This window comes from Halanaerobium praevalens DSM 2228 (assembly GCF_000165465.1).
In the GTDB taxonomy this organism is placed as follows: Bacteria; Bacillota; Halanaerobiia; order Halanaerobiales; family Halanaerobiaceae; genus Halanaerobium; species Halanaerobium praevalens.
The window spans coordinates 174728-192320 of sequence record NC_017455.1 but is presented as its reverse complement, the minus strand read 5'-3'; the positions used below and the strand labels follow the sequence as shown (position 1 = coordinate 192320).

Here is a 17593-nt window from a genome sequence, read left to right as displayed (position 1 = left end):
CAAATTTAAACCTCCTCCACCATAATTTCGGCTGCTTCATCCTGACGCAGACTTAAGCTATATCCTCTGACCTTAACTTCAATTGGATCACCCATTGGCGCCTTACCTTTTACTTCAATTAAAGCACCTTTATTTAAACCCATATCCATTAGTTTTCTTTTTAACTTCCCTTTAGAATTAATTTTAAGAACTTTTACTTTCGCTCCGACCTTAATCTGATCTAACATTAACGCTTCTGTTTTGGTCATTTTTTCTTTTGCCTCCTTCTCCCTTAAAAATTTAAGTGAGCAATTTTCTTCTTGCAATTTATTTTTTTCAATCAACATTTCAATAATAGCAGTTAAACTTTGATTACTTAAACAATGTTCCAAATTACAAGCATCTTTTTCTGCTATCTCAGGCTCAACTCCCAGTATTTCACTAAAAAAGATAGCTAAAATTTGATGTGTGCAGTGAACTTTTTCAGCTGCAAATTTACCTTTTTTAGTTAATTTTATTGGACCATATTTTTGCTGAGTTACTAAACCATTTTCACTTAATTTTTGAATACCTTCATTAACAGAAGAGGCAGCTATATTAAGTGAAGCAGCAATATCAGTAACTCTGGCTGTCCCTTTATTTTCAATCAAAGTTAAAATTGTCTCCAAATAATCTTCCATTGACTTTGATAAACTTAAATTAATATTCATTTTTTTCCCCCAAGTGCATTTGTTTTAGGACTACCTAACAAGATGCTAAAAAAATTTATTCAAATTGAAAACGGTTCTCAACTTCAATTAAAATTATATATAACTTTATTATAATTGTCAAGATTATTTTCAAAAAAATAAGCCTTTAATCCCTGTTATATCAGTAATTAGTAATCATTACTGATAAATAAAGATTCTAGGCTCTACTTGCAAAAATTTTAATTAATAAATTTTATTCTTTTTAATCTCATTCTAATGCTGGTTTAAAGTTTTTTTAATAATCCACTGATATTATATTAATTGTAGCAAAGAGATAGAAATTTGTTATCCCCTTTTTAAGAGCTGTTGCAGAGGACAGCTTTAAGCATAGATAAAAGTAATAGATACTTTTCTCCTTGTTTTAACCGCCTTTTCCCGAGGCGGTTTTTTTACGTTAATTCAAAAAATCTCTCTCCCTTTTCTATAGCCTCTAAATAATCTGCAAAAACACAAGCTGTATCGAAAGAATAATTTTTTAATTCTTTCCAATTTGATTTTTCATAGATTTCTATAATATCTAAAATAGATCCAAATTTACCTTTTCTAGAAATTAAAGCCTCTTTAAATTCAGTTTTAAGAGATATTTGAGCTAAAATATCTTCAAAATCACGATCAAGATAAGCATTAATCAAAGAAAATAAACCTAAAACAAATAAATCTTCTTTAATCTCAAAATATTTTTTCAAAGAATCAGCAAAATAAGCTCTAATCAAAGCAGTTTTTAATAATAGATCAGGTTTTTGATTATTTAATTTCTTAAAAGAATATAAAAGACACCATTTTTTCAAACGCTCAATACCTAATAAAACTATTCCCTGACGAATTGAATTAATATCATAACCATAAGCAGCAGAATTTATTAATCTTAAAAGACTATAAGTCATGGAAAGATCTTGTTTTATTATTTTTTCTATTTTTTTGAAATTAGGGTTTTCTTTATTTAATTCTTTAATAATATTATTATAACTTAAGCTAAAAGGTTCTACTTTTTTACCTGAAACTATATCTGGTTTAGTAAAATAAAAACCTTGATAATAATCATAATTATCTTTTTTAGCTTCTTCTAAATCTGAATGATTTTCAACTTTTTCTGCTAAAAATTTAACTTGAGAATTATATTTGCTTCTAATGACTGCCAAGATTTCTTTGCGTTGGGCTGGAGTTGTATTAATAAAATCAATTTTTATTATATCAGCAATTTTTATTAACTCTATCCATTCTTCTTTAAATTCAAAATCATCTAATACTATTTTATAACCCTCTGCTTTTAGTTCTTGACAACTTTCAATTATGTCTGAATCAACAACTACCGTTTCTAAAATTTCAATAAAAATAGATTCTTTTGCTAATATTTCTGGTATTTTATTTTTAATCATCGGAGCAGTAAAGTTAATAAAAGCTGGCTTATTTTGAGTTAAATTAAAAAGTCCAATTGATTCTAAACTACTACTTATCACCTCAGAAGTTGCCTGCTCTCCATCAATAATTTTATTGCCCTGCTCTGATCTAAATAATAATTCATAAGCAAATAATTTTTCATTTTTATCTAAAATTGGCTGTCTACCTACCATTGATTTACTCATTTTTAAACCTCCAATCTAATATTTAATAATTTGCTCTATAATTTAAACCATTTTTCTTTTTTTTAGCTTTAGCCTGATACATTTTTTGGTCAGCAAGTTTAAAAACTTCTTTCAATTTTAATTTTGGGCTAGTTTTCACTGCATAACCAATAGAAATAGAAAATGTTTTTATAGCATCCTTTGTTTCTAAATAATTTTTTTCTTGCTTTTTTATTCTTTGATAAATTAAATCAGCTTCTTTGAGAGTTGTTTCTGGTAAAATTAGGGCAAATTCATCTCCTCCAATTCTAGCAGCTATGTCTGCCTCTCTGGTCGAATTTTTAATTATTTCTGCAGCAATTTTTATATATTGATCACCTTTTAAATGGCCAAATTGATCATTTATATATTTTAAATTATCTAAATCTGCAATTAAAATAGCAATTGGTAACTTACGGCTGGTTTCTAATCTTTTTAATTCATTTTCAAAATATCTTCTATTATATAAGCCAGTCATTTTATCATGAAAAGAAAGATATTCTATTTCTTTTTCTTTTCTCTTATTTTCAGTAATATCAAGTGATGAACCTACAATTTTTTCTACTTTACCATTAATAATCACAGGTGTTAATTTAGTTAACCATATTTTTTTACCTGCTGGTAAATCAAGTTCTTCTTCATAGCTAATTATTTTTTTCTCAGTTACACATTTTTTATACTTTTTTAGAATATTTAAAGCAGTTTTTTTATCAAATACTTCTAGCGGTGTTTTCCCTTTTACTTCTTTACTTTTTAAACCTGTAGTCTTTTCATGAAAACAATTTAAGCGCTGATATCTAAATTCTTCCCCCTCTACACTTAGTAAAAAAATAGCATTATCAACATTAGATAAAATAATTTCATATTCTTTTGATAAATTTCTTAATTTAAGATTAGTATTTTTTCTAGCTGAGACATCTCTGACACTAACTATTATTCTTGAATCATTTTTTTGACTATTAAGATTAATCATCTTGGCCTCAAAGAATTTTTTAACTTGCTTAATAACTAAACTATATTCAAAACTAACTGTACCTTCATTTTGAAATAATTGATTACTTTTTTCTTGAAATAATTTATATTCTGCTTTTGTTAAAATATTTTCTAAATTTTTTCGAATAATTTTATCTTTGGAATAAAAAAGCTTAGAGTCATCTCCTGTCCAAAAATCTAAAATATCGCCATTTTTATTAATCAAAAAAATCATATCAGGTATTGTTTCAATAATCCTTTGTAAATTATCTCTATTTTTTCTCAATTCATTTTCTAAAATATTTTTTTCTGTAATATCATCAGCTTGACAAAAGATACTTTGAACATTTCCTTTTTGATCAAAAACTGGAGACTTTTTAATAGCCAAAAGTCGAGATTCTCCCTGACTATTTTTGATCCACCTTTCTTTTTCAATTAGCTTTTTTTCCATAAAAATATCTATATTCTCTACTATAATTTTTTCTGCTCTTTTTAAATCTAAAATATTAAAAATATTTTGATTAAAAAAATCTGCTTCGTTTTTACCTAAAAATTGAGCATAGCTTGCATTAACAAGCTTATAAGTATAAGGATCTTTATAATACCAGATTTGTTTTTCTAATTTATTAACTATTTTTTTATTTAGTTTATCTAAATTAGAATTATTAAATTTCTTTTTTTCTAATAAAAGCTGGATATTTTCTTTTAAATCTTTTTTCTTAATTGGCCTTGTTAAAAATAAATCAGAGTTAGTACTAGCTTGATCAATTTTAGCCAAACCAGTTAGAAAAATAATTGGCAGCTGATAATTGTTTTTTATTTCTACTCCCAATTGATAGCCAGAAATTTGACCAGCTAAAATAAGATCAATCAAAATTAAATCAGGAAATTCAGACTGAGAACTATTTTTTAAAACTTGGAGTACTTTTTTAGCTCTATTAAAATATCTGAGTTCATAATTTAATTCACTTAATACTGCTTTGATTTTATTTTTATCTAATTTAGAATCTTCAACTACAAATATTTTTTTCAAAACTAACCTCCCTTAAACTTTTTTATATTAAAGTTCCTAGTTCAAAAATTAAAAATTTAAGTTATTTTCAAATCTATTGGTAAAAGAATCATTAGTAAAACTATCTGTTTAATATACTATAGTTAAATAGCAAAAATAGCCAGAAAAAAATGCACTGGCTATTAATCCTGAGGTGAATCTGACAATCATTGCTAATTTAGCTTTAGATTCAGATCTTTGCGTCACAATTTTTCAATTGTTTTGCTTTTATTAAAATATTATTTTACTGTTACTTTCTAATTTCGATATTCAGCTTTAAAAACCTTTATTTAGCTAGTTAAAATTAAATTCTATACAAAAAAATAAAGGATAATCATTAAAATGATTATCCTTTAAGCTTATTTCTAGTGTCTAAAATGTCTTTTCCCAGTAAAGACCATTGCCAGCTGAAATTTATTACAGGCTTCAATTACTTCTTTATCTCTAATCGAACCTCCTGGCTGAATTATTGCTTTAATACCCATTTTTGCTGCTTTTTCTATAGCATCTGGAAAAGGAAAAAAAGCATCAGAAGCTGCAACTCCATCTTTTTGTCTCCCATCAGCTTTACGACCAGCAATAATCATCGAATCAACTCGACTCATTTGACCTGCTCCAATCCCAACAGCCATCTCATCTTTAGCCATTACAATTGCATTTGATTTAACATGTTTTACTACTTTCCAAGAAAATAATAAATCTTTAATCTGAGCTTTAGTCGGCTTTTTTTCAGTTACCACTTCTAAGTCTTCAGCAGTTGTTTGAGCCAAATCTCTAGTTTGAACTAAAAGTCCACCTCTTACTTTTTTCATACTATATCCTGGTTGAGCTTGATTTCGATAAAGTGCTCCAGTCTTTAAAATACGCATTTTTTTAGAGCGCTCTTTTAAAATCTTTAAAGCCTCAGGCTCATAGTCAGGTGCAATCACAACTTCAATAAATTTATCCTGGTCTGCAATTTCTACCGCTGTTGCTAAATCAATTTTTTGATTAACAGCCACAATTGAACCAAAAGCAGAAAGAGGATCACCAGCATGTGCCTTAATAAAAGCTTCTTTTAAATTGTCAGCAGCTGCTATTCCACAAGGATTTGCATGTTTAATTACTGCTGCTGTTGCTTTAGTTTCAAATTCTTTAACTAACTCTAAAGCACCATCTGTATCATTAATATTATTAAAAGACATTCCTTTACCATGCAGCTGCTCAGCATTAGAAATTGAAGCCTCATGCTGTTCTTTTTCTAAGTAGAAAGCTGCTTTTTGATGAGGGTTTTCTCCATAACGAAGATCAGCTTTTTTATCATAATGATCCGAAATCATTTCAGGCATTTTTTCTGTTTTAGATTTAAATACAATTTTTCTTAAATATTTTTGTATTTTCTGATCATATTCTGCTGTATGCTGAAAAGCTTTATAAGCTAATTTTAATTTTTGCGACTTAGTTAAAGCACCATTTCCTAATTTCAGTTGAGCTAAAAGTTGATCATAATCAGCTGGGTCAACTACAACTCCTACATCATTATTATTTTTAGCAGCTGAGCGAATCATTGTTGGGCCACCGATATCAATATTTTCTACTGCCTCTGCCAAAGTCACATCTGCTTTAGCAATTGTTTTAGCAAATGGATAGAGATTACAGACAACAAGGTCAATAGGTTCTATCTTCTGAGCTGTGATTTCTTTTAAATGCTGCTCATTATCTCTAACTGCCAAAATACCAGCATGGATAGCAGGGTCTAAAGTTTTAACACGGCCATCCATCATTTCTGGAAATTTAGTTAGCTCTTCTACTTCTTTAACTTTAATTTTATTTTCTTTTAAGAGTTTAGCTGTACCACCAGTTGAAATTATTTCTATTCCGAATTTTTTTAAAGCAGCTGCCAGTTCTATAATTCCATCTTTGTTGTAAACACTAATTAATGCTCTTTTAATTTTAGCCAAGACTCTGTTCCTCCTTTAAAATTTTAACTTTTCTACCCTCAATTTTTAATTTAGATTCGGCAATTAATTTAATTACTTCTGGATAAATCTGATGTTCTTTTTTTAAAATTCTAGCTGCCAGATCAGCAGCACTATCTTCTGGCTTAACTTTTACTACTGCCTGTTTAATTATTGGGCCAGTATCCATCCCCTGATCAACATAATGAACAGTACAGCCACTATATTTCACTCCATAATCAACAGCCTGTTTTTGAGCAGCAAGACCTTTAAAAGCAGGTAAAAGTGAAGGATGAATATTAATTATTTGCTTTTTAAATTTTTTAACAAAAAAGGGAGACAAGATTCTCATATATCCAGCTAAAACAATAAGTTCAACCTGAGCTTCTTTTAACAAACTAACTAATTTTTTTTCATAAGCAAGCTCAGTCTCAAATTGAGCTGGATCAATAAAAGTTGAGTTTATCCCCTCTTTTTCTGCCTTTTTTAAAGCACCAGCATTTTTTTGATCACTAAGTAAAAATTTAATTTCAGCTGGAATTTTAGCTCTTTTTATCTGATCAATTATTGCCTGAAAGTTTGAGCCTCTACCTGAGGCAAAAACAGCTATTTTAAGCATTTTTACACCTTCTTTATTTTAGTTGGAGCGGCTGCTCACCAGCTGCTTTACTGATTTCACCAATTAGACAAGCCTGTTCTCCCATTTTTTCTAATTCCGCTAATACTTTATCTTTATCTTCCTTAGCAATAACTAAGGTCATTCCAATTCCCATATTAAAAGTTCTATACATTTCTTTTTCTGTAATTTCTCCTGCTTTTTTAATTAAACTAAAAATTTTCTGCGGCTGCCAGCTATTTTTTGAGATTTCAGCTTTGAGCCCTCTTGGTAAAATGCGTGGTAAATTTTCTATTAAACCACCACCTGTAATATGTGCTATACCTTTGAGCTTGAATTTTTCTAAAAGGGCCAGCACGGTTTTAACATAAATTTTAGTTGGTTTTAATAGTTCTTGACCTAAATTATTTTCTAGACCCTCAACCTCAGCCCTATAATCAAAATTAGCTTTTTCAAAAAGTGCAGCCCGGGCCAGACTAAAACCATTGCTGTGTAGACCATTTGATTTAAGGCCAATAATTAAATCTCCTGCCTTAATTTCAGCTCCAGTAATCATTTCTTGCTGATCAACTATGCCCACTGCAAAACCTGCCAGATCATATTCTCCAGCTTGGTAAAAGCCTGCCATCTCAGCAGTTTCTCCCCCAATTAAAGCAGCACCAGCTTCTTTACAACCAGCTGCAATTCCTTTAATAATCTCAGCTGCTTTTTGGGGTTCAAGTTTTCCGGTTGCCAAATAATCCAAGAAAAATAAGGGTTTGGCTCCCTGAGCCAGGATATCATTAACTGACATTGCAACTAAATCAATTCCAATTGTCTGATGAATATCCAGCTTAAAAGCTAATTTAAGTTTTGTTCCAACTCCATCTGTGCCTGAAACTAAAACAGGATTTTTATAATTAGTTAAATCAGCTTTAAAAAGGCCACCAAAACCTCCCAAACCAGTCATTACTTCTGGTCCAAAAGTTGATTCTACATCTTTTTTGATCATCTCAACTGCTTTTTTACCAGCATCTATATCTACTCCAGATTTTTTGTAATCTAAACCCACATTTATTCCTCCTCTGTTAAGTAACGACTCTCTATTGGATAATCTCCATCAAAACAGGCTGTACAAAAACCAAGTTTAACTTCAGTCTGAATAGATTTGAGCATTCCAGCCTGACTCAAATAATGAAGACTATCAGCACCAATAATTTTAGCTATTTCTGCAATAGAATTTCTACTAGCTATTAATTCCTGCCGACGAGAAGTATCAAGTCCAAAATAGCAAGGATGTTCTACTGGAGGAGATGAAATAGCTAGATGAACTTCTTTAGCTCCTGCTTCTTTAATCCGTCCAATAATTTGTTTGCTTGTTGTTCCTCTGACAATTGAATCATCTATCAGTACCACTCTTTGATCTTTAATAATTTCTTTAATTGGTGATAATTTAAGTCTAACTTTTAGATCTCTAATTGCTTGAGTTGGCTGAATAAAAGTCCTTCCCATATAACGATTTCTCAAAATACCCTGAGCATATGGAATTCCAGATTCTGCAGCAAAACCCAAAGCTGCAGCTATACCCGAATCTGGAACCGGAACTACAATATCTGCTTCAACATCCATTTCGCGGGCCAGCTGTTTTCCCATCTCTTTCCGGGCTAATAAAACATTTTGGCCTGCTATTTTACTATCAGGTCTAGCAAAATATATATACTCAAAAACACAAAGACTTGTTTTATTTTGACTGCTATAAGATCTGCTTTTAATTCCTGTTTGATCAATAACTACTATTTCACCTGGTTCTATATCTCGTACAAATTCAGCCCCAATAATATCAAAGGCACAACTTTCTGAAGCCACAACATAAATATTATTTAATTTGCCAAGTGAAAGTGGTCTAAAACCACTTGGATCTCTAATAGCAATTAACTGATCTTTAGTCATTGCTACTAAAGAAAAAGCTCCTTTAAGCTGATGTAAACTTTGGCTTAAAGCCTCTACTATATTATCTTCAAAAGAGCGCGCAACTAAATGAGCAATTACTTCTGTATCTAAAGTAGAATGAAAAATAGAACCATTACTTTCTAAGTTATTTCTTAACTCAGCTCCATTTGCTAGATTACCATTATGGGCTAAAGCCAAATCTCCTTTCATACTATTAATTAAAATAGGTTGTGCATTAGCTAATTTACTTGAGCCACTAGTTGAATAGCGAACATGACCAATTGCCATTTCACCTTTTAAATTTTTTATATCTTCTTTTTCAAAAACGCTTTCTACTAAACCCATACCTTTATGCAAATTAAATTCACCTTGATAATTAGCACAAATACCAGCACTTTCTTGGCCTCGATGCTGAAGAGCAATTAAGCCATAATAACTTAATTCGGCTGCACTACTCTCACCATTAGCATTAAAAATTCCAAATACTCCACATTCTTCGGTCATTTTATCTGCCAGCAACTTAGATTGCTTTTTTTCTAAAGCAGCTGGGCTCTGATTATTATAATTTGAATTTTGTTTAGAGAAATTACAATTTTTTCTCATCACTTACCTCCCTGAAAAGCTAAATTTATTGCCACTTTTGACCAGTAATTCGCTGATACATTTCTTGATAAGCTGCTTCTACATTGCCTAGATCACGGCGAAAACGATCTTTGTCTAGTTTTTCTTTAGTTTGACTATCCCAAAAACGACAGGTATCAGGGGTGATTTCATCTGCTAAAATTATTTCTCCACTTGCTGTTTTTCCAAATTCAAGTTTAAAGTCAACTAAATCTATTTTGCGTGCTTTTAAAAATTTGCTTAAAATATAATTTATTTTATGACTTAAGGCGATTAGCTTTTCTAATTCCTGATGTTCAGCAAGTTTTAGTAGTTCAATGTGTGAGATATTGATTAAGGGATCACCCAGCTGATCATCTTTGTAATAAAATTCGATTACTGGCTGTCTCAGTAATTTACCTTCTGTAAAACCAATTCTTTTAGCTAAACTGCCAGCTGCCAGATTACGCATTACAACTTCTAAGGGAATAATCTTAACTTTTTTTACCAGAGAATCAGTCTGATTTAGTTCTCTAATTAAATGAGTTTTAATCCCTTCAGCTTCTAAAAGCTTAAAAAAGAAATTAGTTATTTTATTATTAATTTTACCTTTTTCTTTAATCTGCCCCTTTTTTTGACCATTGAAAGCAGTTGCATCATCTTTAAAATGAACAATTAGTTGATCAGTAACTTCAGTTGCAAAAAGCTGTTTAGCTTTACCTTCATAAAGCATTTCTTTTTTTTCCATTTGATTAAACCTCCAGTTGAAGTTCATAAGCAAATTTTTTCTGCCAATTTTTTACTATTTTTTCTGTTTTCTGAGCTGCTATACCAGTATATTTTTCTGGTTTTAAAATTATTTCTTTTTGTAAGTCTCTAAAATTTTCCCAATAACCCTTTAATTCTTTGCTTTGAGCAACTAGTTCTTTTAAAGAAAGATCTGTTTTTTGAGCTTCTAAAGTTAATTTACGTACTGCCTCATGTGCATCAGGATGACCAGCTGCTGCCAAAAGAATATATAATGGTTCAGCTACAATCATTTTCTTATTCTGCTCAAAGTTTTTTTGCATATTTTTTTGATCTACTACCATTTTAGAACTAACTCTAGTTAATCTAGATACTGCAGAAAGTAGAGCCGTTATTAATTCTGGAATAAAACGTGAAGAAGCTGAATTAGTTAAATCTCTTTGATGTTCAGATAATTGATCTAAATAAACTGTTGTCATCTGGGGCATAAAAGCTTTCCATAAACTTTTTACATTTTCATAATTAATTGGATTTCTTTTATGAGGCATTGTTGAAGAACCAACCTGATCTTTAGCAAAAAATTCTCCTATTTCTGCAATTTCTGAGCGCTGCAGCTGACGCATATCATCAGCAAAAGCTGCCAGCACACTAAAAGTTGACACTAAAGTGTGAACAAAATCTGTCATTGGCTCTGCTTGAACTATTTGAGTTGAATGTTCTCCTGCTTTTAAACCTAGTTCAGCTAAAACTTCTTTTTCAAACGCTTCTGGATCATCAAAAAAAATACTACTAGCATTATAAGCACCAACTGCTCCTGCAAATTTTCCGACTAATTTATCTGTTTTAGCTTCAATTTCCTCTATTCTTTCACCTAAACGGGCTACATATTCAGCAATAGTAAAACCAAAAGTAATGGGAACGGCATGCTGACCATGTGTCCTTCCAATTTGAACCCTATCTTTTTCTCTAAAGGCAATTTCTGCCCAGCTTTTATGTAATTTTTTTAACCTAGGTAAAATTAATTCTCTAGCAGTTTTTTGATAGCGAAGGGAATTAGCTGTATCTACAATATCATAAGAAGTTGCTGTAAAGTGTAAAAACGGACGGCATTTTTTACTAACTTTTTTTTGCAGACAGTTAACTAAAGCTCTAATATTATGTTTAGTCTTTGCTTCTTCTGCATAAACTTCTGCTGTGGTCAATTCTGCAATTGCTTTTTCAACTTCTGCTGGAGCTGTTTGAGGTGCCAGACCTCTTGCAGCTAATACTTTAATTAAAGCTAATTCAACTTCTGCTTGCAAAGCAATTGTTGCTTTTTCAGAAAGATATTTACTAATTTCAGCATAATCATCTTCATCTCTAGAGTAACGATGATCAAGTGGACTTATATTGGCAAAAATATCTCTAGTCTGCAAATTTTGCGCTCCTTTCAAGGTAGTTTTGATAACCCTGTTCTTCTAATTTAGCTGCTGTTTTTAAAACTTTAGCTTCCATTTCTTGGCGGTATTCCTGCTGTTTTTGCTCTAAGTCTTGATTATTTAAAGCTAGGATTTGAACTGCTAGTAGAGCTGCATTTTGAGCTCCATTAATTGCTACTGTTGCTACTGGTACTCCTGGTGGCATCTGTACAATTGAATAAAGTGAATCAAGTCCACTTAGCTTTGAAGTTTTGATTGGAACTCCAATTACAGGTAAGTTGCTTACTGCTGCAACCATACCAGGTAAATGAGCTGCTCCGCCTGCTCCAGCTATAATTACTTTCAAACCTTTTGCGGCTGCTGTTTGAGCATAATCATTTAATCTTTTTGGAGTCCTGTGAGCTGAAACAACTGTTAACTCATATTCTATTTTAAAATGATCTAAAATTTCTGCTGCCTCTTTCATTACTGGTAGATCAGAATCACTACCCATAATTATTCCTATTTTAGCTTGCATAAAATTTTACCTCCTAATTTTTAAATAGCTTAACTTTGACTAATTTTTTAATAATTTAATTTTTTAAAATAAAATTTATCTTAAAAAAATTAATTTTAAGGCTTTCCTTTAATCTCTATTAACTGACTTGCTTTCAAAGCATTTGCTGCTGCTTTTTCTAATTTAGCTGCTGTCACAGTTAGATGGCCCATTTTACGACCTGGTCTAGAAATTGACTTTTGATAAATATGAACTTTAACTCCCTCTAAAGCTAAAGCTAAATCTAAACCAATTAATTGGGCCTTTCCGCTTTGACCACTACCTAAAATATTATGCATTACTGCTGGTCTAATTAAATTAGTGGCTCCTAAAGGTAAACCTGTAATAGCTCTAATATGCTGTTCAAACTGAGAGGTTAGACAAGCCTCAATTGTATAATGGCCTGAATTATGGGGTCTAGGAGCAATTTCATTTACTAAAAGCTGCTCAGCTTCTGTAACAAACATTTCTACACAAAAAATTCCTATTCCTTCAAAAAGCTGAAGTACTGCTTGAGCCAATTCTTTTGCTCTTTTTTTTAATTTAGCAGAAATTTGAGCTGGCACTTTTGTCTGGTAAAGTATATTTTCTCGATGTTCATTTTCTCCTATAGGATAAACCTTCATCTCTCCTGTAAGAGAACGAGCAGCAATAACTGAAATCTCTTTTTTAAAAGGGATAAATTCTTCCAACATTAACGATTTTTTTCCAGCTCCTAAGGCTTTAAATCCAGCCTCGACTTCTGCCTCATTTTTGAGCAAAAAATTACCTTTACCATCATAACCACCTCTACAGCTTTTTAGCATGAGAGGATAGCCAAATTCTTTAGCTTTTGCTTTAATTGCTGCTGGACTATCAACTTTTTTAAAGTCTGGAACAGCTATTTGATTTTCTTTTAAAATTTTTTTTTGCTGATATTTATCCTGAATAATTTCTAAACTATGGGCAGTTGGATAAACTTGATAAGCTGCAGCTTGCAGTTTTTTTAAAATTTCAACATTTATATGTTCAAATTCATAAGTTATTAAATCTGATTTTTGAGCCAATTTTTTAACTGCCTGGCTATCATCAAAGTCAGCAATCAAATGTTGATCAGCTATACTGTGAGCTGGACAATCTTTGCTGGGATCTAAAATTGTAATATAAAATCCCATTTTTTTAGCTGCCAAAATCATCATTTTTCCTAATTGGCCCCCACCAATAATCCCAATTTTTTGTTTGGTTTTATCTTTAAATTTCAATTTATAACCTCCAGCTTAAATTTATTTTGCAAGTGCTTTTTGGCCAATATCATTGCGAATCTGAAAACCTTCAAAATCAATTTTGGCTACACCTGCATATGCCTTTTCTATAACTTTAGCAAAATCATTACCTAAAGCAGTAACTGCCAGAACTCGACCACCAGCTGTTAAAATTTTTTCTGCTGCAAATTTTGTTCCTGCTTGAAAAACAATTAAATCCTCAGATTTTGCTGCTGCTTTAAGCCCTCTAATTTCTTTACCTTTTTTGTGATTTAAGGGATAACCAGCTGAGGCCATTACCACTGCAACTGCTTTTTTATTTTTCCAATTAATTTCAGTCTGAGCTAGATTACAATTAATAACTGCTTCTATAATATCTACTAAATCTGTTTTTAATAAAGGTAATATTACTTGTGCTTCTGGATCACCAAAACGCACATTATATTCTAATACCTTAGCTTTACCTGCTTTAATCATCAAGCCAAAATAGATAATTCCCTTAAAATTTAGTTTTTCTTGCTGAAGGGCTTTGAGTGTTGGTTCCATAATTTCATTTTTAAAATAAGTTTTAACTTGTTCAGTGACTACAGGAGCCGGAGCATAAGCGCCCATTCCACCAGTATTTGGTCCACTGCCACCATCATAAGCGGCTTTATGATCTTGAGAAGCAAGCATAGGTATTATAGTCTGGCCATCACAAAAAGCAAGAATAGTTGCTTCTTCTCCGCTTAAAAATTCTTCAATAACTACTTTTTCACCTGCTTTTCCAAATTTTTCATCTTTCATAATTGTTTTAACTGCTTTTAAAGCTTCTGCTTCTGTTTGAGCAACAATTACCCCTTTACCTGCTGCTAAGCCTGAAGCTTTAACTACTATTGGAGCTCCTTTTTCTCTAATATAAGCTGCTGCCTTTTCAGCTTCTTTAAAACTTTTATATTCTGCAGTTGGAATCTGATATTTCTGCATTAAATTTTTAGCAAAAGTTTTAGAACTCTCCAGCCGAGCCGCACTCTGATTTGGGCCAAAAACTTGAAGTCCATGTTTTTCAAAAAGATCAACAATTCCTGCTGCTAGTGGTGCCTCTGGTCCAACTACTGTAATATCAATTTTTTCTTTTAAGGCAAATTCTAATAGTGCTTTCTGATTATTTTGATCAAAGTTTAGATTTTGACCATATTGAGCAGTACCAGGATTACCAGCTGCTATATATAATTCTTTTACTTTTTTACTTTGAGCTAATTTCCAGGCAAGAGCATGTTCTCTACCACCACTGCCAATAAGAAGGATGTTCATTATATCCACTCCAATTCACTTTGTGATTTTATGTACTTTAACCAGGTACCAATATATAAATAAAAATAGCCCAGGTAGGAAGACTCTACTTTTTGGAATGAGTAGAACCTCCCCGCCTGGGCTTTTATCCCTTCGGTGTAATATAACAATATCTGTACCGCTCGGACCAGCCAGCGCTTGCTAAAGATTTATAGTTATAGTCTTTTCACAAACGAAAGAACTAGAATTATCACCCTTATACTGCGGGAACCTAGGTACACTTCCCTCATAGTCGGACTATTTACGGTATCCGGTAGAGACTTGTGGGCCATATTCCCACTATTATATGAGGTACAAATTTAATTTTTAATTTACAATTTCATCTTAACAGAATGATTTTTTAAAGTCAAGTTAGATTTATTTTTAATTTTCTAAACTCCTTTAAATTAAATTAAAGGACTATATTCCTGCTCAGTTTTTTGATTTAAGTGAGCATGATTTAAATATATCTCTTTTAAAATTTGGACTCCTCTTTTTATTTCTTGACTGTCAACTGCGGCAAAACTTAATCTTAAATGATTTCCAAAATCTGAGTTTAAAGAAAATAGATAACCAGGAGAAAAAACAAGTCCTTTGGCAACTGCCTGCTGATACAATTTTTTACTATCTACATTTTTAACAAATTTTAGCCATAGATAAAGGCCTCCTTTTGTTGGAAAAACTATTTCCACTGCCTCAGCCAGCTCTTTTTTTAATTCCGCCTTCATTATTTCAAATCTTTTTTTGAATAAATTCCGCTGTAATTCAATATGCTTATCTAATAAACCAGCCCTTAAATAGTAATCAAAAGCTCTTTGAGTTAAACCACCGCTCGAAATATCAGTTGCATATTTGGCCTCTAAAATTTGAGCTAATAATCTCTCTGGCAAAATAATAAAAGCTAGCCTTAAACCAGGCATAAAAACTTTAGAAAAGCTTTTAATATAAATAACTCTATCCTGCTTATCATATTCTTTTAAAATACTACTTTTTTCTGCAGTATAATACAGATCAGACAAAATATCATCTTCAATAATATAAAAATCATATTTTTCAGCTAAATCTAAAAGCTGCTGCTGTTTAGCTTGACTCCAGTTAACACCAGTTGGATTTTGAAAGTTTTGCATAGTAAAGAAAAACTTTATTCTATTTTTCTTTAAATATGCTTCCATTGCTTCTAAATCAGCTCCATCCTGCTCCATTTTAATACTTTTTATTGCTGCTTTTCGAGAATTAAAGGCCTGTAAAGCTCCAAAATAAGTGGGATCTTCAACTATAATTTGATCTCCATAATCTAACATTATTTTACTTATAATATCAATAGCCTGCTGTGCACCTGAAACAACCTGAATCTGTTTTAAAGCAGAATTAATACCTTGCTGAGCAAAATATTTTTGAATAGATTTTCTCAAAGCTAAAAAGCCCTGGCTTTTTTGATAACTAAAAGCTTCACCCTGATCACGCTCTAATACCTGATTAATAGCATATTTAAAATCTGCTACAGGAAATAAATCATTACTAGGAGTTGCACTAGCAAAGTTAATACTTTCTGCTAATTTAATTTGACCATGTTTCAACATATCATGCCGATTTTTAGTTTCAACTATCTTCTTAGTTGGGGCCACAAAGCTTCCACTACCTACTTTCTTATAAATTATCTCTTCATTTGCTAACATATCATATGCTTTAACAACTGTAGCTGGATTTACTCCAACTGCTGTTGCTAGTTTTCTAATTGGTGGTAATTTTGTATTAGCTTCTAAATCATTTTGTATTTTATTTTTTAATTTTTTATAAAGTTGGATATAAAGAGCAGAATTACTTGCTGCATCTAAATTAAGATCAAGCATTTTTTCCACCTCACCTTTAAAATTGTATTAGTACGAAATAAATAAAAAAATATTGTATTATAATTTGACATTTTGTATTGTTTTATTCTATAATTGTATTAGTAAAAAACATAAATCAAGCTATTTACTTATATTGTATCATTACAATTAAAATTAATCAATCAGGAGGAGAATATTTATGTCAGAAAAATATCGTCTAAACAAAAACTTAGCTCAAATGTTAAAAGGTGGAGTTATTATGGATGTAACCACTGCTGAAGAGGCAAAAATTGCCGAAGAAGCAGGTGCAGTTGCTGTGATGGCCCTAGAAAAAGTTCCAGCTGATATTCGCAAAGAAGGTGGAATTGCTAGAATGTCTGATCCAGAAATGATTAAAGAAATTGTAGAAACCGTATCAATTCCAGTAATGGCTAAAGTTAGAATTGGACATTTTGTAGAAGCTCAAATATTAGAATCTTTAGAAATTGATTATATTGATGAAAGTGAAGTTTTAACTCCAGCTGATGAAGCTTTTCATATTGATAAAAGAAAATTTGAGATTCCTTTTGTTTGTGGAGCCACCAATTTAGGTGAAGCTTTAAGAAGAATTGGTGAAGGAGCAGCAATGATTAGAACTAAAGGAGAAGCTGGGACTGGTAATGTAGTTGAAGCAGTACGCCATATGCGAAAAATTAATTCCCAAATTAAGAGATTAACTACTTTAGATAGTGAAGAATTAATGACAGCAGCCAAAGATATGCAGGCTCCTTTTGCATTAGTAGAATATGCTGCTGAAAACGGAAAATTACCAGTAGTTAATTTTGCTGCCGGAGGTATTGCAACACCAGCAGATGCTGCTTTAATGATGCAGTTAGGTTGTGATGGTGTCTTTGTTGGTTCAGGTATTTTCCGTTCTGGTAATCCTGTTAAAAGAGCAGCTGCAATTGTCAAAGCAACAACTCATTTTGATGATCCAAAAATCATTGCTGAAGCATCTGAAAATCTTGGTAAAGCAATGTCTGGTATTGATATTAATGGTTTAACAGATGCCGAAAAAATGGCTGATCGGGGCTGGTAA

At 31.4% G+C, this 17593-nt stretch carries 14 protein-coding genes and 2 riboswitches; of the genes, 1 reads left to right on the top strand and 13 read right to left on the bottom strand.

Features of this window, described 5'->3' with window-relative positions:
• Positions 1-5 precede the first annotated feature (5 nt).
• The 13 genes from HPRAE_RS00845 to pdxR form a co-directional block, all read right to left on the bottom strand.
• Entirely contained in the window at positions 6-689 is a 684-nt protein-coding gene (locus HPRAE_RS00845) for a metal-dependent transcriptional regulator (RefSeq protein ID WP_014552354.1), read from the bottom strand.
• A gap of 428 nt (positions 690-1117) precedes the next feature.
• Entirely contained in the window at positions 1118-2311 is a 1194-nt protein-coding gene (locus HPRAE_RS00840; RefSeq protein WP_014552353.1) for an EAL and HDOD domain-containing protein, read from the bottom strand.
• Between the two features lie 22 nt (positions 2312-2333).
• A complete protein-coding gene (locus tag HPRAE_RS00835; protein ID WP_014552352.1) occupies positions 2334-4334 on the bottom strand; it encodes a diguanylate cyclase in 2001 nt (666 codons plus the stop codon).
• 168 nt (positions 4335-4502) lie between these two features.
• Positions 4503-4589, bottom strand: a riboswitch (cyclic di-GMP riboswitch).
• Between the two features lie 128 nt (positions 4590-4717).
• A complete protein-coding gene (gene purH, locus HPRAE_RS00830) occupies positions 4718-6292 on the bottom strand; it encodes a bifunctional phosphoribosylaminoimidazolecarboxamide formyltransferase/IMP cyclohydrolase (RefSeq protein WP_014552351.1) in 1575 nt (524 codons plus the stop codon).
• Entirely contained in the window at positions 6285-6908 is a 624-nt protein-coding gene (gene purN / locus HPRAE_RS00825; protein WP_014552350.1) for a phosphoribosylglycinamide formyltransferase, read from the bottom strand. The genes purH and purN overlap by 8 nt, the downstream gene beginning before the upstream one ends.
• Before the next feature lie 13 nt (positions 6909-6921).
• Positions 6922-7956, bottom strand: a complete 1035-nt coding sequence (purM, locus tag HPRAE_RS00820) for a phosphoribosylformylglycinamidine cyclo-ligase (protein WP_014552349.1) — start codon at positions 7954-7956, stop codon at positions 6922-6924.
• Positions 7957-7958: 2 nt separating this feature from the next.
• Positions 7959-9437, bottom strand: coding sequence for an amidophosphoribosyltransferase (gene purF / locus HPRAE_RS00815; RefSeq protein ID WP_014552348.1), 1479 nt, complete (start codon positions 9435-9437; stop codon positions 7959-7961).
• 25 nt (positions 9438-9462) lie between these two features.
• Positions 9463-10182 (bottom strand): phosphoribosylaminoimidazolesuccinocarboxamide synthase, encoded by a 720-nt coding sequence (gene purC, locus HPRAE_RS00810; protein WP_014552347.1) that lies wholly within the window; start codon positions 10180-10182, stop codon positions 9463-9465.
• A 4-nt stretch (positions 10183-10186) separates the two neighbouring features.
• Complete coding sequence (locus HPRAE_RS00805; RefSeq protein WP_014552346.1) at positions 10187-11596, bottom strand: lyase family protein; 1410 nt, start codon at positions 11594-11596, stop codon at positions 10187-10189.
• The gene (gene purE, locus HPRAE_RS00800) at positions 11586-12116 is read right to left on the bottom strand and encodes a 5-(carboxyamino)imidazole ribonucleotide mutase (protein WP_014552345.1); all 531 of its coding nucleotides are present in this window, start codon (positions 12114-12116) and stop codon (positions 11586-11588) included. Before purE ends, HPRAE_RS00805 begins: the two co-directional genes overlap by 11 nt.
• Before the next feature lie 95 nt (positions 12117-12211).
• The gene (locus HPRAE_RS00795) at positions 12212-13375 is read right to left on the bottom strand and encodes a 5-(carboxyamino)imidazole ribonucleotide synthase (RefSeq protein ID WP_014552344.1); all 1164 of its coding nucleotides are present in this window, start codon (positions 13373-13375) and stop codon (positions 12212-12214) included.
• 21 nt (positions 13376-13396) lie between these two features.
• A complete protein-coding gene (gene purD / locus HPRAE_RS00790; protein WP_014552343.1) occupies positions 13397-14668 on the bottom strand; it encodes a phosphoribosylamine--glycine ligase in 1272 nt (423 codons plus the stop codon).
• A gap of 248 nt (positions 14669-14916) precedes the next feature.
• Positions 14917-15017, bottom strand: a riboswitch (purine riboswitch).
• Positions 15018-15093: 76 nt separating this feature from the next.
• Positions 15094-16536, bottom strand: a complete 1443-nt coding sequence (pdxR, locus tag HPRAE_RS00785; protein WP_014552342.1) for a MocR-like pyridoxine biosynthesis transcription factor PdxR — start codon at positions 16534-16536, stop codon at positions 15094-15096.
• A gap of 178 nt (positions 16537-16714) precedes the next feature.
• Here pdxR and pdxS point away from each other — a divergent pair, with 178 nt between their 5' ends.
• A complete protein-coding gene (gene pdxS, locus HPRAE_RS00780; protein WP_014552341.1) occupies positions 16715-17593 on the top strand; it encodes a pyridoxal 5'-phosphate synthase lyase subunit PdxS in 879 nt (292 codons plus the stop codon).